Origin of the sequence: Enterococcus sp. 12C11_DIV0727 (assembly GCF_002148425.2) — a bacterium.
In the GTDB taxonomy this organism is placed as follows: Bacteria; Bacillota; Bacilli; order Lactobacillales; family Enterococcaceae; genus Enterococcus_L; species Enterococcus_L lemimoniae.
The window spans coordinates 1666579-1687340 of the sequence record NZ_CP147248.1 but is presented as its reverse complement, the minus strand read 5'-3'; the positions used below and the strand labels follow the sequence as shown (position 1 = coordinate 1687340).

The following is a 20762-nucleotide window of genomic DNA, read 5'->3' as shown; positions in this document are numbered from 1 at the left end:
TAAGGAGATGGGTCACAATGCCTTGGGATTTAAAGGATTATCCAAGTTCATTTAAAAACTTTGAACCTTTGTTAAAAAAGAAGGCCATTGAAATTGTCAACGCGTTAGTCAGTGAAGGGTATCCAGATGACAGGGCGATCCCAATTGCGATTTCTCAATCTAAGAAGTGGCTAGATGAAGCAACCGACACTGAAAAAGCCGCTTTTAAGAAAGCGACTGACCCTAAAAAGACAGACAAACACACTACTAGAAAAATCAATACAGATTTGCTGGATAATGATGTCTTAGTTTACTATCAAGAAAATCGTTGGTATGTTCAGACAAAACATGCTAAAAAAGCAGTTGATTCATTTGAGACGAAAGAACAAGCAATGGAAAGAGCCAAAGAAATCGCTAAGAACAAAGACTCAAATGTTATCGCCTATAAAAAGGACGATGTACCTGATAGCTAACGATGAACCGAAGTTGGGTCAGAAGTGTTTAACTCCGAGAAAAAAGAAGCCTTCAAATCTTAGTGCTTTAGCACTTAGAGTTTGATGTGATCGAAGCGAAGCGTAGTAGTTACTTCTGATTCCGCCATTTATTCGGTTTCCAGGTGTCTGGGATATGACTCAATGAGTTATGTCCCAGACACTTTTTTCTATTTCGCTAAAAAGAAAAACTATGTTAGAATAATCTGCAAAACTATGCTAAAAGAAAAGGGGAAAATCAATGGCTATTTTTTTAGAGATGCCCACACTGAACCCTGAGTTTCCTTTCCGAATTATTTTAAATGATGGGAATATTTTAACCACGCCTCATTGGCATCGAGAAATAGAGCTGATTTATGTGGCAAAAGGCAGCATCCATTTAGGTATCAATGATCAACCGTATAGCTTATCAGAAGGAGAAATCGTGTTGATCAATGGTGGTGATATTCATTACGTTTTAGCCTCTCCAGGAAGCGAACGAATCGTTTTTCAATTTGATCTAACTTTTTTTACTGGTTTAAATACAGATGGGCTTAATTTGACTCAATTTTTTTGAAGCAGTTGAGCCGTTAAGTCCAAAGTGGTACCGTGAAAAAGAAGCTGTAGTCAGAGAAATTTTGCTAGAAATGTACCATGAAGAGCAGCAAAAGGAGGCAGGATTTCACTATCAACTAAAAGCCGATTTACTGAAGCTGTTTGTTTATCTTTTTCGAAATATTCCAAAGAAAAAAGGAATTCATACAAGTCATGAAAAAGTGCAGAGTAAAGATATTTTAGAAAAATTAGATCAAGTGTTTAGATATGTTGAACAAAATTACACCACGAAAATCACGTTAGAAGAAGTAGCCAATTCCATCGGTTACAGTCAATTTTATTTCACTAAATTTTTTAAACGAAATACGGGAAAAACCTTTATTACTTTTTTGAACGATTATCGAATTGATAAAGCGAAGTGGCTCTTGATCAATTCCACAGATACTGTTTCCGAAATTATCAGTCAAATTGGGATCAAAAGTGATAAAACCTTTTATCGCTTATTTAAACAATCGATGGGGATGTCTCCATTAAAGTATCGGGAAAAAATGGTTGTTAAGACGTAATGGAATACATTGCAAACGAAAGTAGACCTTCTGTAGAGGTCTTTTTTATTTTTTTATAAATGAGCAAAATATGAGAATGATAAGACAAATTTTTGGGATTGAAACCGCTTATAAATATTCTATAATCGAAATGTATTTAAAGATAAGCGCTTATAAAAATATATTATTTGATACAGAAACGCTATTTTTGAGAATAGAGAGGGATAACATGCAAGCACAAACAGGTTTTTTATGGGGCGGAGCCATTTCGGCTGCTCAAACAGAAGGGAATTATTTAGCTGATGGCAGAAAAATGTCGAATTTTGATTATCTTCCATTGAACGATAAGCGATTAAAACCCGTCTATTTAGATCAAAAGCATTCGATTTTAAATCCAGAGAAACAGGAAATCTATCCAAGTCGAACAGCGATTGATTTTTATCACACCTTTAAAGAAGATATCAAATTGTTGAGTGAATTAGGTATCAATAGTTTCCGTTTCTCCATTTCATGGTCGCGCATTTTCCCAACAGGAGAAGAAACTGAACCCAATCAGAAAGGCTTGGATTTTTATGACCAAATTCTATGCGAGCTTGAAAAATATCAAATTGAACCAATCGTAACCATTAGTCATTTTGATTTACCGTTTCATTTGGTGGAAAAATACAATGGCTGGCAAAGTCGCAAAGTGGTTGATTTATATGTCTATTATGCAAAAACGATCATGACTTATTTTAAAGAGCGAATCAAGTATTGGATTCCATTTAATGAGATGAATATGGTGTTACATATTCCCTTTATTGGTGGCGGTATTACGTTCAATTCAAAGGAAAATCCATTACAAATCCAATATCAAGCGGGGCACCATCAATTATTAGCGAATGCACTGACGATCAAAGCTGGAAAAGAAATCAATCCAAGCGCTCAATTTGGTGCAATGCTAGCAGCCGGTAAAACATATGCGTATACGTGTGATCCAGAAGATGTGTTTGCTGCATTGAAAAGTGAGCGGGAGAATTTGCTATTTTCAGATGTTCAAGTTTTTGGGGAATATCCTAAATTTACCACGAACTTCTTTGAAGAAAATCATATTCAGCTAAACGTGATTGAACAAGATAAGTACGTTTTAAAAGAAAATACGGTTGATTTTGTTTCATTTAGTTATTATTCCAGTGCCTGTACGTCAGCGAATCAAGAGGGCTTAGAAAAAGTAGCAACGAATGGCTTTTTGACTGTCAAAAATCCTTATTTGCCGGAAAGCAATAGTGTGTGGCAAAATGATCCATTAGGGCTTAGAATCACGTTAAATCAATTATATGATCGTTATCGAAAACCTTTGTTTATTGTTGAAAATGGTTTAGGAACACAGGATGTATTAAATGGTCAAAAAATTGACGATGAGTATCGAATCGATTATCTAAAAGGGCATATTCAAAATTTATTGCTGGCTTTAAATGAAGATGGAGTGGATTTAATTGGTTATATGATGTGGGGAATTATTGATTTAACAAGTGTAAGTGAAGGACGTATCAGTAAACGCTATGGTGTAATTTACGTTGATTTGGATGATGAGGGCAAGGGAACCGGGAATCGCTTGAAAAAGGCTAGTTACGATTGGTATCAAGAAGTTGTGAAAACCAATGGTGCTGCAGCATTTAATGATCAGTAGAGTTTGTTGAAAAGATCAGCTACATGTGTAAAATGAGAGGGGAAAGAAACATGACATCAAAAGATAATTATAACGAATTAGCACAACAAATCATCGAAAATATCGGTGGAAAAGAAAACGTCATATCGGCCGTTCATTGTGCAACGCGACTGCGTTTTCATTTAAAAGATGACACTAAAGTAAAGGAGCAAATGTTAAAAGAGCTCAGTGGTGTAGTGGATATTAATCCAACACCAACCCAATTCCAAGTGATCATAGGCAGTCATGTGGATAAAGTGTTTAAAGAAGTTATTGCTCAAGGAATCATTAATGGGGATAATGGAGATGCTGAAAATAATGACACGTCAAGTGGCACACAAGAAACAGGGATCTTCAATAAAATTGTGGATACGATCACGGCTTGTATGACGCCAATGATCCCTGCGCTTACTGCTGCTGGGATGATCAAGGTTATTTTGTCATTAAGTACGACGTTCCATTGGTTATCAAATGAATCAAGCACCTATCGTGTGTTAGATTTTATTGGTGATAGTGCGTTTTACTTTATGCCGATCTTATTAGCCGTATTTGCTTCACGTAAATTTAAAGTAAATACGTCACTTGCAGTAATTGTGGTAGGGATTTTATTGCATCCTAATTTTACTACATGGGTTGCAAGCGGCCATCCGATTTCATTTTTAGGTATGCCGATTCAAGGGGTAGGCTATGCGGCTTCTGTTATTCCTGCCTTATTAACAATTTGGATCATGTCATATATTGAACGCGGTGTAGATAAAATTACACCTAATTCTTTGAAAATTATTTTAAATCCAACGTTGGTCTTACTTATCACAGCGCCTTTAGCATTGATTGTCATCGGTCCTTTAGGAAATTATGCGGGTATGGGACTTGCTTGGGTAATCAATTTATTAGAAGGAAAATTAGGCTTTATCATGGTAGCGCTACTTGCTGCAGCTATGCCATTTATCGTAATGACCGGTATGCACCATGCCTTGACACCGATTTTTGTGGCTTCATTTGCGGCAACAGGAACAGAATCATTGATTTTAGTTGCTCAAGTTTGTGCCAATTTAGCTCAAGGTGGGGCCTCATTAGCGGTAGCGTTGAAATCAAAAGATAAAAGTGTTAAATCAATTGCAACGGCTGCGGGCATTTCAGCAATCATGGGAATTACAGAACCAGCCTTATACGGCGTGACAATGAAGTATAAAAAGCCATTGATCGCAGCGGTGATTGGTGCGGGTATTTCCGGTTGTTTTGCTGGGATCATGCATGTTACTCTTTACGTACCACAAAATAGTGTGATGGCAATTCTTGGTTTCTCTGGCGATAAAGGGGTAGCCAATGTGATTGCAGGTGTATTGATGATGGTGATGTCACTGGTTATTCCATTTATTCTGACATTGTTTTTACAAAAAGAGCCAAAGAACACTGTTTCTAGCAAAGAAGTTGAAACGAAAGGAACAGCTTCTGCTATTTAAAAAAAGCTGATCAAAGGAGAAAAAAGATGAATTCTGAGTATTTGCTGACGCTAAATGATCTTAATAACCAAAATCTTGATTATATTGAAACCTTGTTTGCATTAAGCAACGGCCATGTAGGCGTACGTGCATCCAGTATTTTAAAAGGAAAAACGAGGCAAGGAAATCCTGGAACGTTTATCAATGGTTTTTACGATACACATCCGATTGTTTACGGAGAATGGGCTTATGGTTATGCGAAAAATCATCAAACAATCGTAAAACTGCCTGATATAAGAAGTCTTATCATCGAGATCGATGGAGAAAAATCAACTGAAGCAGACTGGCGTACAACACAAACTGATTTTCAGCTGAATATGAAAACTGGGATGTTGGAAGAACGTTATGAGATCGAAACGTTGCACGGAAAGATATTTTCATTATCTCTTTGTTCATTTTTATCCTATTCTCAGGCGGAAGTCAGTGTTTTTCACTATACGATCGAAGCGTTGAATTTTTCTGGTGAGCTGCTGATTACTAAGCAGATCGCATTTCAAGAGGAAAACACTAATGAAGATGGAACAATTGATCCGCGTGTTGCTTCATCTAAAAGTAAACTTGGAATTGTGCCGTTAAATGACGAGTGGATCGAAGTGAAAACCGAATTTAGTGAACAATCTGTTTTGCTATCTCAAGTGATGCAAACTGCTGATGGTGTGGATGAGGTCGGCGGGTTAGCCGTATCAAAACGGGTCTTAGTTCAAGAAAATCAAGCAGTTACTTTAACAAATTACGTCGTGCTGTCAAAACCGCTAACAACAGAGAGTCGTAAGATTGAAAGGAAAAAAGACAAGTTGACCACAGTTAAACGTCACTTGGAATTTAATCAGTTAGCCAAAGAACACATACAGCATTTTTCTGAATTCTGGCAAGCAAGTGATATCGAAATTACTGGTGACCCGATTCTTCAAAAAGGGATTCGTTTTAACTTATTTCATCTATATCAAAATGCAGGGCGAGATGGTTTGACGAATTTTGCTGCGAAAGGATTGACTGGTGAAGGCTACGAAGGGCATTATTTTTGGGATACTGAAATGTATATCTTGCCGTTTTTTATCTATACACAACCCAAAATTGCCAAACAATTACTAACGTATCGGGTATCGATTTTACCAAAGGCACAGGAACGAGCAAGGGAAATGGCACAAAACAGTGGCGCTTTATTTGCTTGGCGGACAATCAATGGAGAAGAGGCTAGTGCGTATTATCCTGCTGGAACAGCTCAAGTCCATATCAACGCCGATATTGCCTATGCTTTTCAACTATATGAGCGAGTAACAGGAGATCATCAATTTATCGCAGAATCTGGTGCTGAAGTGATTTTTGAAACCGCACGTTTTTGGTTGAACTACGGCAGTTGGATCGGAAATGAGTTTTGTATCAATGGTGTGACAGGGCCCGATGAGTATACAGCTTTAGTTAACAATAACTATTATACAAATAAAATGGCTCAAAATAATTTAAGCTATGCTGTCACTTTAGCACAACGTCTGAATTTAGTTAAAGAAGCAGAATGGTCTACTTGGCAACAAGCCGCTGAAGGAATGAAACTGCCATACGATCATGAAAAGCAACTGATCAAACAAGATGACATGTTCTTTGAAAAAGCCAGATGGCCATTTGAAGAAACACCAAAAGAAAACTATCCGCTGTTACTACATTATCACCCGATGATTATTTATAAACATCAGGTGTGTAAACAGGCAGATGCTTTGTTAGCTGAAATGCTATTTCCGCAAGATTACTCAGTTGAGCAAATTGAAAGAGATTATCAGTTTTATGAAGAGGTTACAACCCATGATTCTTCGTTGTCACGTTCAATATTTAGCATTTTAGCTAGTCGTACGCAACAATCAGAGAAAGCCTATAGTTACTTTATGGATACAGCATTGATGGATCTAACAAATTTACAAGGGAATGCCAAAGATGGGATTCATGCAGCAAATATGGGTGGTAGTTGGTTGAGCATCATATACGGTTTTGCAGGCTTATCAAGTACAGGTCAAACAATCCAGCTTGAGAATCATTTACCAAAAGAAATTGAAAGTTTGGCCTTTAAGCTAAACATTCATGGAACACTCGTCAAGGTGAAAATGGATAAAAAAGAATTAAAGGTAACCCCTCTAAAATCAAACGAACAATTATCTATAAAACAATTGTCTGAAAATAAGGCAATGATTGCAATCAACTAACAAAATAGCTATGGAGTAGTAATCAATTGACTTCCATGGCTTTTTTGTTATTTTTTTTAATTGAGTCCAATCATTTTGAAAAATCAAAATTAGATTAGACCCAACGTTTCTTTAATTTGTAGCGTTTACATTATATAGTGAATACAGGAGGAACAAGATGATTGATTATCGAATGAGTTATCTTATCGACATATCGCATAAAGTAGGGCACTCTATTCAAGAGCTGAGCGAGATTACAGGATTGCCTACAGAAACCGTGATTGATCAGTTAGGGAAAATTGATGAGCAGCTGCAGAAATTTTCTTATGAACCGATTTATTGGGAAGAAGGCAAACTCTATTTTCCAAAGCAAGTAGCCGATAAATGGTTGGAACTTCATTTTGGTAAGTTGGAAACAGAGATTTTCTATTCAGAATATGAACGACAAGCGCTACTTTATCTGTTGACGTTTACTGCAGATGAGGATTTATCTGTGTTTCATTATCAAGAATTTTTTCAAGTCAGTAAGAATACGATCTTAGCGGATATCAAAAAGTTGCGGGAACGCTTAACGAAGTATCAGATCAAATTAGACTATTCACGAAAAAAAGGATTTTATTTATCGGGACGTGAAGAAGATATTCGAATTCAAGCACATCAAATGACTGCAAAAGTCGTCACGTCAGTTTCAGGGAAATTGGGCTTAAAAAAAGGCTTGATCAAGTATTCAAGAACGTTTGAAGCAGATGTTCGTTCATATCTTTTTGAAACGATCAGAGCAAATGAGTTAGTGATTGTACCAAGCCGAATTGAAGAGACTATTTATTTTATGGCATATGTTTTAAGGCGTGCAAAATCGCATTCAATTAAGTTGGATCGACAAGCAAAAGAGATGATAAAAGAGCTGAATGCTTTTCATGGAAGTCAGCTGTTTTTAGCTAAATTCTCTGCTATCTTAGAGCCTGAAAGTGAACAATTTTATTTCACACTCATTTTTATGACGATTACACAAGGAGAAATCCGCGATACTGCGCTGGAATTTTTACTAGAATGTGCGAGCCAAATCATTCATGAGATAGAACGTTTAGCAGCAATCGAATTTAAAGCGTATCGAAAATTACTACTCGATCTTTTTTATCATTTGGTGCCAGCTTTTTTTAGAATCAAGTATCATTTTTCTTTAACGAATGTGCTGATAGAAGAAATCAAAGAACAATATGGCGAATTATTCGCTTTGACAAAAATAGCGTTGCACCCTTTAGAGATGCTGACAGGTCAAGCGATCCCAGATGAAGAAGTTGGGTATTTTACAATTTTGTTTGGCGGTGAAATTGGAAATCAGCGGGAATTAAATCGGGTGATCCGTTATAAAGCATTGGTTTTATGTCCAAGTGGAATTAGTTCTAGTCTAATCATGCAATCAGAGTTGAAGGAACTTTTTCCAACGATCGACTTTAGTTTAACAACAACCGTTGATCAATTAGAAAGTATTGCCGAATCTGAATACGATGTGATTTTTTCGAGTGTTCCGTTAAATACACCAAAGAAAACGTATTTGATCAATCCAATCATGACGCAGTTAGAAAAAAATAACTTGATCCGTCATGTGCAAGAAGAGTTATTGATACCAGGAATCGTTGTCCCTTCTATCGACGAAATTATTGAAATATTATTACCATATATCGAGTTAAAAAAAGATGTTACTAAAGAAAAAATTTATCGTATTTTAAATCGTAAAATGATCAAAAAACTAAAAGTGAAAGAAGATGGGAAGCCAATGCTATCGGAGTTGCTAACGACAGAAATGATTCAGTTGACAGATACAACATTAACGTGGGAAGAAGCGATTGCTTTTGCGGCGCAACCTCTAAAAGAACAGGGGAAGATTACAGAGAATTATATTGACGCAATGATTCAAAAGGTGAAAGATTACGGCGCCTTTATTCATATTGGGAAAGGAATCGCCTTGCCTCATGCAAGACCAGAAGATGGGGTGAAACAATTAGGGATGTCGCTTTTAAAAGTGGAAAAACCTGTGCTGCTTTTAGATGATTCTAAACACGAAATCACGATTTTTATCTGTTTAGCAGCTGTAGATAATGAAATGCATTTAAAAGCATTGGCGAGTTTGACGAAAATTTTATCCAATAAAGAGAATTTAGAAAAACTATTAGCTGCAAAGGATCAAGCAACAATTATTCAGTTATTAAAGGAAGGAGAATCATTATGAAAATGGCAGCAGTTTGTGGATCTGGATTAGGATCTAGTTTTATGGTGGAAATGAATATCAATAGCGTGTTGAATGAATTAGGAGTAACAGGAGTTGAGGTGGCGCATTATGATATGGGAAGTGCCACACCAGATTTGGCAGATGTCTTTTTTGTCGGCGGGGATTTAGCGGATAGTGCGCAGCATTTAGGGAACGTAGTTATTTTAAACAGTATTATCGATATGGACGAGTTGAGAGAAAAAGTAAAAGCAGTGTGTGTAAAAGAAGGGTTACTTTAAAGTCTAAAGAAGGTGGGAGAAAAAGATGAATAGCGTTTTAAATATATTGATTGATATTGCAAGTACCCCGGCAATTTTGGTGGCATTGATTGCTGTGCTTGGGTTAGGTTTACAAAAAAAATCGATTTCAGATGTTGTCCGTGGCGGAATCAAGACATTTGTAGGGTTTCTAGTCGTGACTGCTGGTGCTGGAGTGATCGAAGGGGCACTAGCGCCATTTGGCGAAATGTTCCAGCATGCGTTTAATATGCAAGGTGTAGTGCCAAACAATGAAGCAATCGTTGCCTTGGCTTTGACAAAATATGGCACTTATACAGCACTTATTATGTTAGCAGGAATGGCGTTTAATATTTTAATTGCCCGTATTACAAAATTTAAATATATCTATCTAACGGGTCACGCGACACTTTATATGGCGTGTATGATTGCCGTGATCATGAGTGTGACAAAAATGAGTGCAGTGCCGTTAGTTTTAGTTGGTGGTTTGGCGTTAGGCTTGGCTAATACGATTTTTCCAGCGATCGCTCAGCCATTTACCAAACAAATCACGAAAAATGATTCAGTGGCTTTAGGTCATACAGGAAACTTTGGGTATGCTCTGAGTGGGTTTATCGGGAAATATGTAGGGAATAAAGAAAAATCAACCGAAGATATCAATTTTCCAAAGGGCTTGTCGTTCCTACGTGATTCGACCGTTAGTATCACATTGACGATGGGCATTGTGTATACGATCGTGGCATTATTTGCAGGAAATGCGTTTATTGCCGAAAACCTTAGTAATGGGACCAATTACATTATTTATGCTTTACAACAAGCAGGGATGTTTGCAGCAGGTGTCTTTGTGATTTTAGCTGGTGTTCGTTTGATCTTAGCAGAAATTGTACCAGCTTTTAAAGGAATCTCAGAAAAATTAGTGCCGAATTCGATTCCGGCTTTAGATTGTCCAATTGTTTTTCCTTATGCGCCAAATGCTGTGTTGATCGGTTTCTTAACTAGTTTTGTTGGCGGAATCGTAAGCTTGTTTATTATGATCGCAACAGGTACGACCGTAATTATTCCAGGTGTGGTGCCGCATTTCTTCTGTGGCGCAACGGCCGGTGTTTTCGGAAATGCCACAGGCGGTGTACGTGGTGCTGTTGTGGGCTCGTTCATTCATGGGGTGATTATTAGTTTTATGCCGATTTTATTGATGCCCGTTATGGGGGATTTAGGCTTCCAAGGATCAACATTCTCCGATACAGATTATGGTGTGACAGGGATATTTCTTGGGAAACTAGCAGATATGGGCGGTCAAATCGCAGTCGTTGCAGGTGTTGTGGCAGTGCTAGCTTTATTATTGGCATTAACTATATTTGGAAAGAAAAAAGCAACTGAAACGAAGGAGGTCGCATAATGGATACACAGAAGTTTGCGGATCAGATTCGTTATTATACGATGAAGGAATTAGACAATCTAGGCTTTGGTCATTTTGGCGGGAGCTTATCTATTGTAGAAACATTAGCGGTTTTATATGGAAAAGTCATGAATGTGTCGCCAGAAAAGAAAGATGATCCAGATCGTGATTATTTTGTTCTATCAAAAGGACATGCTGGACCTGCACTATATGCTACCTTATTTTTAAAAGGTTATTTTGATGAAGCGTTTCTTTTTAACCTAAACCAAAATGGAACCAACCTTCCTTCACATCCTGATCGAATCAAAACACCTGGTGTAGACATGACTACAGGTTCACTCGGGCAAGGAATTTCCGCTGCAACAGGCATTGCGAAAGGTAATCAACTGCTAGGGAAAGAAAATTTTACCTTTGCGATTGTTGGAGATGGAGAATTAAATGAGGGGCAATGCTGGGAAGCCTTTCAATTTGCAGCGCATCAAAAATTGGATCATTTGATCGTATTTATCGATGATAATAAAAAACAATTAGACGGCTATACAACCGATATTTGTGATCCATTTGATTTTGTCGAAAAAATGCAGGCGTTTGGTTTTAATAGTTGGCGGGTGGATGGTGGCAATGTTGATGCCATTGAAGCAGCAATCGATCAAGCGAAGGAGATAAAGGGAAAACCAGCAGCGATCGTTTTAGATACTGTAAAAGGACAAGGTGTTCCTTATTTGGAGGAGCTAGCAGATAATCACCATATACGTCCAGATGAAGCAGCCAAAACAGCAATCAAAAAAGCCATTGTAACATTGGCTGAAAAAATCGAGGTGAATTCATAATGAAGAACTTAGAAATGCGGCAAGTCTATACAAAAACCATCTTAGCTTTAGCGGAAAAAGATCAGAAAGTTGTCGTTTTAGAAGCAGACCTTGCGAGTTCGATGGGAACGAGTAAATTAAAAGAGCAGTTGGGGAAAAGCTATATCAATGTGGGAATTATGGAAGCAGAAGAAATGGGGGTAGCTGCTGGTTTGGCGGTCACTGGCTTCACACCATTTATCCATACCTTTGCGCCATTTGCGACTAGACGCTCTTTCGATCAAGTGTTTCTTTCGTTAGGGTATGCCAAAAATCATGCTGTCATCGTTGGGACAGACCCAGGCGTTACAGCTGAAATGAATGGCGGAACGCATATGCCGTTTGAAGATGTTGCGTTGATGCGGGTGATTCCAGGAAATCATATTTATGAGGTGTCAGATCCGTATCAGTTTAAAGCGATTTTAGAGTATGCGCATACGGCAAAAGGGCTGTTCTACATTCGGACGATACGCAAACAAGCAACATCACTTTATAAAGGAGAAGAAGATTTTTCTAAAGGATACGTTAAACTGAAAGAAGGAACAGCTGGGACGATTTTTGCGAGTGGGATCATGGTAGAAGAAGCACTTCAGGCAGCGACTGATTTAGAGAGGCTGGGGATTTCAGTTCAAGTGATCGATTTGTTTAGAATCAAGCCGATGAATGAAGAAATCGTGATTGAAGCAGCTAAAATGGGTCCTATCGTAACCGCAGAAAATCATAATGTGATCGGTGGTTTAGGAAGTGCTGTAGCGGAAATCGTTACGGAAAATCATCCAGTAAAAATGAAACGAATCGGTGTAAAAGAGCAATTTGGTCAAGTGGGTAAACTAGAGTATTTGAAAGAAGTTTATGGTTTGAAAGCTGCTGATATTTCGAAGGCAATGGTCGGTTTATTAGAGTGAGTTTTTTGAATATGGATGATGAAATTAAGAAGTAACACTAATATAGTAGAGTTAAGATATTAGTATTTTAATTTGAAAAGCGTTTCAACGGTTACGCCAAATACACGTGCTATTTCCAGAGCTAACTCTAAGGATGGATTGTATCTATTGTTTTCTAAATGAAGGATAGTTTCCCGTCGAACACCAACTTTTTCTGCAAGTTCTTTTTGAGTCAGACCTTTTTCTTCTCTGTATTGTTTTAAAGTCGTTTCTATTTTGCCCATGAGTTATTTACCTGATAGTTCTAAGGATCTAAAAGTCGAACCATGAAGGATTAGAATTACAGCGAGTATAAATGAAATTATAGCGGGTGAGAGATTGAGACCCATTGGGATAAAATAAACCACTATTCCTCCTACGAGTAAAAATATCAAAATAAAGAAAAATGTTGTATTACTAGATTTATAAAAAATATTTAAGGCATGTTCATCAAGTTTTTCTTTATTAGTAAGGATGGTTACGACCATTATTATTAACAAGACTAGAATCATTAAACCTATTGCTAGGTTTTTTAAAATTCCTGGGGTTGTTGGTGGCGTAATGAATAGAATTCCTAAGCTATAGAAAATCATTCCGCTCAAGAGTTCTATGGTATAGATTTTTCCAGTTAGATTCATTTTAGTTTTCATAAGTAGTACATCCTTTCTGGTGATAGTCAATAGAATCTTTTTGGATTATCATTAAACGATCTCATTTTATTTTTTTATGTTATGATAGAAAAAAAGTTAAATGTGGGAGAAAGAGATGAAAAAGAACCAACCATCGAAATTTGATTGGTATCATAACCAATGGGGGAAACCCACACATGATGATCGTTTACTTTTTATCTTGTTAACAGTCGGCACTTTTCAAGCTGGATTAAGTTGGAAAGCAGCAGCAGGGAAGATGGATGTATTTTTAAGGAACTTCCACAATATGGACATTCAAAAGGTGGCTGGTATGATGCCAGACGATGTGGAGAAAATCATGCAAGATCCCGAAATGATCCGCAATCCGAGAAAAATCAATGCGACGATTCAAAATGCGCAAGCGATTTTAGCTGTGCAAGAAGAATATGGCAGTTTTGCTGAGTATATGTGGGATTTTGTTGGTGGTGTGCCTCGTTTGAATGTATATGAAGAAGCATATGAGGTTCCAAATGTCACACCGTTATCTAAAAATGTAGCCAAAGATATGAAGAAACATGGTTTTACCTTTGTCGGACCCGTTGTGACGTATATGTTTATGAAAGCCAGTGGCATGATTCAAGATGAAGTGTTGAATCGGGAATTAAAATAATTATCCCATTTAAGAAATATTGATCCCCAAGCGAGAATCAATCAGCAGTGTCACAGATAAATGAAGAGTCGTTGAATCGATTAAGAAAAGTAGTACAACAGTTTTTCTAAGAACTTGAAATTTGTAGTCTTAAAAATAAAAACAACCTGTGTAGGCTATACCGCATACACAGGTTGTTTTTTTAGATACTTTACTTATTTTGCTTAACTATTTTACGCAAAGATACTTCACTCTCAGTTAATAATGCACCAAATTTTTGATAAACCACTTCAAACATTTCAGCGCAAGCCTGCATCTCTTCAGAAGTCCTTATTTTCTTCCCATCAAGAAAATGACGCATAAAATGCAATGCTTCATGCCATGATTTTAGCTCGCGCAAAGAAGCTTTTATAGCCAAAATCTCCTGATAAGCGATTGTGTTAGATTCCTGTGATTTTCCCATGTCTACATTCTCCTAGTCTAAAGTTGATTAAAAACCCAACTAGATAGACGAATAAAAAACAATCAGACCCGCGCCTCATCGTTTTCAATAGACAAAAACCACCGCAAACCTCTTGACTCAATCTAAAAGAATTTCTCACATAAGGTAGAAATTCAGGCAAAAATTGGGTACAATAAAACATGTTGGTATTTCGGTATTGGCTATCGGCAACTTGTATTGGTAGGTATTGCTGTCTTTACAGGGCCTCATGATTTTGGTTCCCGCCAGATACTTGAGGTGCCAATGGTTATTTATATGTGATGGCGCTTTGCGAACGTATCCTAGTTCGTAAAGCTTTTTTCGTTGCTATCCTATACCAATGAGTATGAAGAACTTAACATGAATGGTCAATACGAACAAGGGAGAAAACCAATTGATTTTTGATACGTATGTTAAATCGTGATGTTGCGAATATCCATAGTCCTAGCGTTGTGTCTGAAAGAGCTGATTATATGATGAAAAAGCTAGAAATAAACGAGTTGGATACGAAGACAATTTTCGTTGAAATAGTTAGATGGTGCCTAATTATCTGTGTCACAATTACATTTGAAGCAAAAAAGGATGAAACTATTCTAAATGAAATTAATCTTTACATATTATGAAATATATCATATGATGAGTTTTATGAAATGGAAAAATTCTGAAAATTCAAATTTGTTAAAGCTCAATTTGTAAAGAAGTGTATCTTAAAAAATAGATAGGTGGTGAATTATCTGGAAATGAAGTTAAACAATGTGTTCTATACTCTTATAAGTATTTTCATCATTGGTTTTCTTTATCAGTATAGCAAGAAAAGTGAATTACCATCATTGAATAAGTTTGACTATCAAGCATTCTCAAAAAAGTATTCAAACTCAGAGCGGTTGAAAAATACAGCTGTAAATTACATGAAGCTACGTGGAGATTTATGGTCAACAACATCTACAGGAGCCTACAAGGTAGCTCATTTAGCTGGTGGACTAAGTGGTGGCAAGTTCCAACCGCCAATAGCAGATAGGGCGCATGGAGCTGGTAATTTCGCACATTATCATACTTGGAATAGGTCTGGAGGGCATTCATTTTATGGTATGGCTTCAAACAAATAGGAACAAATATTATTATTCAGAGGATATACACAGTCAGCAATATCAAGATATTACTAACTTAGCTTTAAAACAAGGGTGTACATTTTTTGAATTTTGTATTCGTCATGATATTGATTTTAAAGGAGATAACACCTATTCATATGATAAAAAAGCATATGAATTAATTAGTGATTTAGATTCATTTTTAGTTACTAAAATTGAAACAAATAGTTGGGCAACTTCAATGGTAATTGATCATGAAAAAGTAGTGGAAGTATATCGCTTTGTATTTAATTCAGATTCACTATCCATTCTTTTAAACTATTCAAAATCAATTGGAGATTGGCAAGGTCCGAATTTGCCAGAAGATATTGCCTTTTTTCAGGGGGAAAAAATATGGCTAGGTACAGTGGGGCATGAAAAAATGTCGTGGTGGTTTTTGACAGATGAAGAATGCCAAGAAGTCAGAAATATGGGGATTGATTTATTTGGAGGAGAATAGGGAACGTTTCACTATTCTTTCTGATACTCAATAGTTTGCTTGCATAGTAAAAAAGAAAGGGGAAACTAAATTGTGTTTATGCAATTAAGCTTTCCCTTTCTTTTATATCCAAACCTCTTACAACTCTTCACCATTACTCTTAATCACTTGCTGATACCAATCAAACGACTTCTTCTTAGAACGCTGCAACGTCCCTTGTCCTTCATTATCCTTATCCACATAGATAAAACCATACCGTTTCTTCATCTCACCAGTCCCCGCGGAAACCAAATCAATAAAGCCCCAAGGCGTATAGCCAATCAACGGAATCCCATCAAACTCAACCGCTTCTTTCATCATCTCAATATGAGCTTTCAAATAATCGATGCGATATTGGTCATTGATTGTACCATCTGCTTCAACTTCATCAATGGCACCAAAGCCATTTTCCACAATAAACAACGGCAATTCATAACGCTCATTAAACCAGTTCATGGCATAACGCAAGCCTAACGGATCGATTTGCCAACCCCAGTCAGAGGCTTTTACATAAGGATTCTTGACTAAATCTTTCGACTCATCATAATCAAAAGCAGGACCTTTTTCATGATCTTTGATCGCAAAAGACATATAGTAGCTAAAGCCGATATAATCCACACAACCATGGGTTAAATCAGTCAAATCTTGTTCCGTAATATCCAATTCAAAGCCTTTACGCGCTAAATAATTTTCCATAAAACTAGGATAATGACCTCTCACATGAACATCCGTAAACCAGTATCGTTTTTGCATCGCACTGACCGACATCATCATATCTTTTGGATCACAAGAATAGGGATAAATTGGACACATGGCAATCATACAACCAATTTGAAAATCAGGATTGATTTCATGTCCGATCTTCACCGCTTGCGCACTAGCAACTAACTCATAGTGAGCCGCTTGATACATGATTTTTTCACGATCTTCCCCTTCTTGGTACTTAATACCAGAGTTGGTAAAGGGAGCAAAGTCTTCAGCATAATTCGCTTGGTTATTGATTTCATTGAAGGTCATCCAATACGTTACTTTATCTTTATAGCGTTCAAAACAAACACGGGCAAACTTCGCAAAGAAATTGATCATTTTACGATTACGCCAACCACCATATTCGGTGACTAAATGATAAGGCATTTCAAAATGAGATAAAGTAATGACAGGTTCGATTCCATATTTTAAACATTCATCGAACAAATCATCATAAAACTGCAATCCTGCTTCATTTGGTTCTGCTTCGTCACCATTGGGGAAAATCCGCGTCCAAGCAATCGATGTTCGGAAACAATTTAGCCCAAGGTCTGCGAATAATTTTACATCTTCTTTATAATGATGGTAAAAATCGATGGCTTCATGGTTGGGGTAATTTTCCCCTTGCAACACACCGTCTGTGATTCTTCTAGGAACACCGTGAGCGCCTACCGTCATCACATCAGCAACACTAACACCTTTACCACCTTGGTCCCAACCACCTTCTAATTGATGAGCAGCAACTGCGCCGCCCCAAAGGAAATTTTCTCTTAAAATTGACATGTGATCTACTCCTTACAACCTTACTATTTTTTTGACGAAATACTTAATTATCCCTGTACAGCTAGGAGGAATCATTTGAACGGAATCAGCTGTACAGGGATGTTTAAGTCAGTTTAGAACGGATTTTTTTAAGCTTCTGCTTCAATTTCTTCTAATACTTCTTCTGTAATGGGTTGATTTGTTTCTTGTGCATAATTGATTGCATCCATTTTTCTAGCAAATGGTAAGTAGATGAAGAAACCTAACGTTAAGACAAATGCTTGTAATAGCGCTGCTTGCCAACCGCCGACTAATAATCCGGAAATAATCGGAGGTGTTGTCCAAGGGACTTGAACCGCTGTAAATAATGGCACTAAACCAGTATAGAGCGCAAAGTACGTGATAACAGATGAAACAACGGGTGTTAAGATAAACGGAATCGCCATAATTGGGTTCATAACGATCGGTGTCGCAAACGTAATGGGTTCATTGATATTGAATACTGCAGGACCAATCGATAAACGACCTAATTGTTTGAACTGCGCAGATTTAGCAAAGAACACCATATAAACAACTAAGCCAAGTGTCATACCAGCACCAGTCACCGTTAAAAATTGATCTAAAAATTGTTGTGTTACGATATGACCACCATTGGCAACAGTTAATTCTTTACCAGCTTTTAAAATATCTGTATTTTCTAAAGAGTTCGCTTGTAATATCGGTCCCATGATTCCGCCAACAATCGTTGAACCGTGAACACCAAAGAACCAGAATAGGGGAACTAAGAAACCAAGGACTAAGGCGCCGCCTAATGAGTCTGTTACACCTTGAAGTGGAGATTGTAAAACATCGTAAATGAAATCGAAGAACGTTGTCTTAAAGACTTTATCAAAGAAAATATAAACAAACATTGCGCCAGTAATCAAAGCTGCAGCTGGAATTAAAGCTGTAAATGAGTTTGCAACATTTTCAGGAACTGCTTCAGGTAATTTGATACGAATATCGTGACGTAAGAACCAGCTGTAAACCCAACCGACGATCAATCCAACGATGATTGCTGTGATCATCCCTTTGCCAGCAGTCCAGTCTTTATTGATAACATTGCCGATTATTACACCACTGTCTGAATCAGTAACACCTGGTGCCATAAATAAAATAAAGACAACGAGTGAAATCATTCCGGCAGGTAATCCTTCAAAGCCTTCTGTTTTGACATAAGAATAAGCGATCCCGATTACAGCAAAGATAGACATGATTGCAAAAGAGGCACCATATGCTTGATTAAAGTAAACAACTAGACCACTATCCGTGATCCATTTTGCTACAGATTCGATCGGTAGGTTTGCTAATAATAGAAAAATCGAACCGACGATCGTAAAGGGCATCGTGTATAACATCCCATTTCTTAATGCTGTAATCGCTTTAGTATTAACGAATTTTAACACGGGTGGTAGAACTTTTTCATTGATCCATTCATTCATTCTAAACCTCTCCTTTGGTTAACTAAAGTAACGGAAAATAAGTGCTGTAGTAGTATTTCAATGAGGTTGGGACAGAAGCGTTTAACTCCGAGAGATAAGAAGGAATTCATGAAAATTGCCAAGAATCACAGTGAGTTTACGAACTGATGATGATTGGTACCTACCTGGTGCTCTTCAAATTTTTGTGACCAGGTAGGTACTGTGCAACATCAACTCGTTCCTTGTTGTGTTTTACAGCAATTTCAGCTTATTTCCGAAGGAGTTGCTTCTGATCCCACCGTTTATCCGGATTCCAAGTGACTAGGATATGACTCACAGATTTATGTCCTAGTCACTTTTTCAACCTAATGAATACGTTTACATATTTACTATAAGATAATTTATACGAATTTAAAATAGCTGGAAGCTGTTGAGAAACATGTACCACGTAAAAAAACATCCAGAAAAAAATGTAGAAGTAAATCAATGTTGATTTACTTCTACATCTTAGTTTTAATGTTGGCTCGCAGGTAGTTTCAAAATGATTTCCCCTTGTTCAAAATCGATCAGCTGGAGATTGTTGGTGCCATTGATCTTGTATTCAGCTGATTGAGCTAGTTCACCATAACAGGCTCCAATAAAATGATCAAGATCAGCTAGGGTTTTCCAATGCCCTGTGAAGACGGCATAAGCACCACCTGATAATTCAACTGTTCGGTTCCCTTCGCTATGTTCAATAAAATATTTATAGGTACCATTACTTTCATCTGGATCATTGATAATGAGTGCTCGGATATTGTTGGGTTCGTCAGCGAAGATTTCTTGTTTTTGAGTATTTACTTCAACGAAATCCTCGGCAGTTTTGGGGATGGCAAATTTATATTGTTTTCCAGTAATAATTTCATTATTTAACTGTTCAATGGTAAATGTCATTGATCATCACTCCTTTTTAACTAAGTCGCCGTGCCTAAAAAATAGGATAGACCATTTGAAGAAACCATAGCAATTTTCCCAAAGTTTCAGCGCGTATTTATTCAACGTCTTGTTGTTGGCTGTTATTGGCTGCAAATTCTTTACTTGCTTGATGGGCTAATAGTTCGATCATTGCGATAACTGGGATTTGTGTGGTGATATTGATATAAGGATCAGCGTAAACAGACCGTTCATCTGGCATATAATAAGAAATGTTATAGTCCGCTAACCGAGCAATCGTAGAATGTTCATCATTAGTGATACTTATAATTTTGGCACCAGATCGCTTAAAATCAGTTACTTGTTTGATTACTTCTGTGGTTTCTCCTGAAACAGACAGAATGATTGCTAACGTATTTTCAAACCCTCTTTGAGGAATTGGTGTGAATGGATCACCGATACTATAAGCATTGATCCCCATGTTTGCGAAATAGCGGCTACCGTAAGTTCCTAAAATCCCACTAGTGCCAATACCTGAGAAAACAATATGGCGTGCAGATGCAATCATTGTGATCGCAGGTTTTAGTGTTTCATAATAAGTTTGTTGATTAAGACGCTTTAAAAAAGAATCGACATGGATCGTAGCATCGTAATATTGCTCGAAAGATTGCTGCTGTTGCTCATCTTCCTTTTTCAAGGCATATTTTAATTCGGAAAAACCATCAAACCCCATTTTGGAACAAAAACGTAAAATCGTTGAAGTTGAAACATGGCAATCGGCGGAAAGTTGACGAATCGTTAATTTAGGAACACTGTTCATATGTTCTAAGATATATTGGTAAACGATCATTTCTAGCTCATTCAATGATTGAACCTTTTCTAAATCAAACAAAAAAATCCCTCCTGTACAAAAGATAACTGTTTCTCCTTTTCGAG

General features: G+C 37.2%; 21 protein-coding genes. 14 read left to right on the top strand and 7 right to left on the bottom strand.

Annotated elements, in window-relative coordinates:
- Window positions 1–17 precede the first annotated feature (17 nt).
- From A5866_RS08175 to A5866_RS08125, 11 genes are all read left to right on the top strand, one after another.
- Complete coding sequence (locus A5866_RS08175; RefSeq protein ID WP_086443844.1) at window positions 18–452, top strand: DUF2188 domain-containing protein; 435 nt, start codon at window positions 18–20, stop codon at window positions 450–452.
- A 259-nt stretch (window positions 453–711) separates the two neighbouring features.
- Window positions 712–1026, top strand: a complete 315-nt coding sequence (locus tag A5866_RS08170; protein WP_254907515.1) for a cupin domain-containing protein — start codon at window positions 712–714, stop codon at window positions 1024–1026.
- Window positions 1027–1096: 70 nt separating this feature from the next.
- Window positions 1097–1570, top strand: coding sequence for a helix-turn-helix transcriptional regulator (locus tag A5866_RS08165; protein ID WP_254907632.1), 474 nt, complete (start codon window positions 1097–1099; stop codon window positions 1568–1570).
- Window positions 1571–1778: 208 nt separating this feature from the next.
- Window positions 1779–3218, top strand: a complete 1440-nt coding sequence (locus tag A5866_RS08160) for a family 1 glycosylhydrolase (RefSeq protein WP_086443845.1) — start codon at window positions 1779–1781, stop codon at window positions 3216–3218.
- A 50-nt stretch (window positions 3219–3268) separates the two neighbouring features.
- Window positions 3269–4699 (top strand): PTS transporter subunit EIIC, encoded by a 1431-nt coding sequence (locus A5866_RS08155; RefSeq protein ID WP_086443846.1) that lies wholly within the window; start codon window positions 3269–3271, stop codon window positions 4697–4699.
- Between the two features lie 26 nt (window positions 4700–4725).
- Window positions 4726–6930, top strand: coding sequence for a glycoside hydrolase family 65 protein (locus A5866_RS08150; RefSeq protein ID WP_086443847.1), 2205 nt, complete (start codon window positions 4726–4728; stop codon window positions 6928–6930).
- A 157-nt stretch (window positions 6931–7087) separates the two neighbouring features.
- Window positions 7088–9139, top strand: coding sequence for a BglG family transcription antiterminator (locus A5866_RS08145; RefSeq protein ID WP_086278495.1), 2052 nt, complete (start codon window positions 7088–7090; stop codon window positions 9137–9139).
- Complete coding sequence (locus A5866_RS08140) at window positions 9136–9417, top strand: PTS sugar transporter subunit IIB (RefSeq protein ID WP_086278496.1); 282 nt, start codon at window positions 9136–9138, stop codon at window positions 9415–9417. The genes A5866_RS08145 and A5866_RS08140 overlap by 4 nt, the downstream gene beginning before the upstream one ends.
- Before the next feature lie 25 nt (window positions 9418–9442).
- A complete protein-coding gene (locus A5866_RS08135; protein WP_086278497.1) occupies window positions 9443–10810 on the top strand; it encodes a PTS ascorbate transporter subunit IIC in 1368 nt (455 codons plus the stop codon).
- The gene (locus A5866_RS08130) at window positions 10810–11640 is read left to right on the top strand and encodes a transketolase (protein ID WP_086443848.1); all 831 of its coding nucleotides are present in this window, start codon (window positions 10810–10812) and stop codon (window positions 11638–11640) included. Before A5866_RS08135 ends, A5866_RS08130 begins: the two co-directional genes overlap by 1 nt.
- A complete protein-coding gene (locus tag A5866_RS08125; RefSeq protein ID WP_086443849.1) occupies window positions 11640–12563 on the top strand; it encodes a transketolase family protein in 924 nt (307 codons plus the stop codon). The genes A5866_RS08130 and A5866_RS08125 overlap by 1 nt, the downstream gene beginning before the upstream one ends.
- Window positions 12564–12622: 59 nt before the next feature.
- Here the strand turns inward: A5866_RS08125 and A5866_RS08120 are convergent, their stop codons facing one another.
- Window positions 12623–12826 (bottom strand): helix-turn-helix transcriptional regulator, encoded by a 204-nt coding sequence (locus tag A5866_RS08120; RefSeq protein WP_086278500.1) that lies wholly within the window; start codon window positions 12824–12826, stop codon window positions 12623–12625.
- Window positions 12827–12829: 3 nt separating this feature from the next.
- Window positions 12830–13231 carry a hypothetical protein gene (locus A5866_RS08115; RefSeq protein WP_086443850.1) on the bottom strand — a complete coding sequence of 134 codons (402 nt, stop codon included), beginning with the start codon at window positions 13229–13231 and terminating at the stop codon, window positions 12830–12832.
- 115 nt (window positions 13232–13346) lie between these two features.
- On the opposite strand from A5866_RS08115, the gene A5866_RS08110 reads away from it, so the two are divergent.
- Window positions 13347–13880, top strand: a complete 534-nt coding sequence (locus tag A5866_RS08110) for a DNA-3-methyladenine glycosylase I (protein WP_086443851.1) — start codon at window positions 13347–13349, stop codon at window positions 13878–13880.
- Between the two features lie 190 nt (window positions 13881–14070).
- On the opposite strand, the gene A5866_RS08105 is transcribed toward A5866_RS08110, so the two are convergent.
- Window positions 14071–14322, bottom strand: a complete 252-nt coding sequence (locus tag A5866_RS08105) for a hypothetical protein (RefSeq protein WP_086278503.1) — start codon at window positions 14320–14322, stop codon at window positions 14071–14073.
- 758 nt (window positions 14323–15080) lie between these two features.
- Here A5866_RS08105 and A5866_RS08100 point away from each other — a divergent pair.
- Both A5866_RS08100 and A5866_RS08095 read left to right on the top strand, forming a co-directional pair.
- Window positions 15081–15446, top strand: a complete 366-nt coding sequence (locus A5866_RS08100; RefSeq protein WP_176332531.1) for a hypothetical protein — start codon at window positions 15081–15083, stop codon at window positions 15444–15446.
- Window positions 15424–15927 (top strand): hypothetical protein, encoded by a 504-nt coding sequence (locus A5866_RS08095; RefSeq protein ID WP_086443852.1) that lies wholly within the window; start codon window positions 15424–15426, stop codon window positions 15925–15927. Before A5866_RS08100 ends, A5866_RS08095 begins: the two co-directional genes overlap by 23 nt.
- Before the next feature lie 117 nt (window positions 15928–16044).
- Here the strand turns inward: A5866_RS08095 and A5866_RS08090 are convergent, their stop codons facing one another.
- The 4 genes from A5866_RS08090 to A5866_RS08075 form a co-directional block, all read right to left on the bottom strand.
- Entirely contained in the window at window positions 16045–17475 is a 1431-nt protein-coding gene (locus A5866_RS08090) for a 6-phospho-beta-glucosidase (protein ID WP_086443853.1), read from the bottom strand.
- 128 nt (window positions 17476–17603) lie between these two features.
- On the bottom strand, window positions 17604–18935 hold the full coding sequence (locus tag A5866_RS08085; protein ID WP_086443854.1) for a PTS sugar transporter subunit IIC: 1332 nt from the start codon (window positions 18933–18935) through the stop codon (window positions 17604–17606).
- Between the two features lie 492 nt (window positions 18936–19427).
- Window positions 19428–19847: an effector binding domain-containing protein gene (locus tag A5866_RS08080; RefSeq protein ID WP_086443855.1), complete on the bottom strand. Its 420-nt coding sequence runs from the start codon at window positions 19845–19847 to the stop codon at window positions 19428–19430.
- A gap of 97 nt (window positions 19848–19944) precedes the next feature.
- Window positions 19945–20718 (bottom strand): MurR/RpiR family transcriptional regulator, encoded by a 774-nt coding sequence (locus A5866_RS08075; protein ID WP_086443856.1) that lies wholly within the window; start codon window positions 20716–20718, stop codon window positions 19945–19947.
- Window positions 20719–20762: the final 44 nt, after the last annotated feature.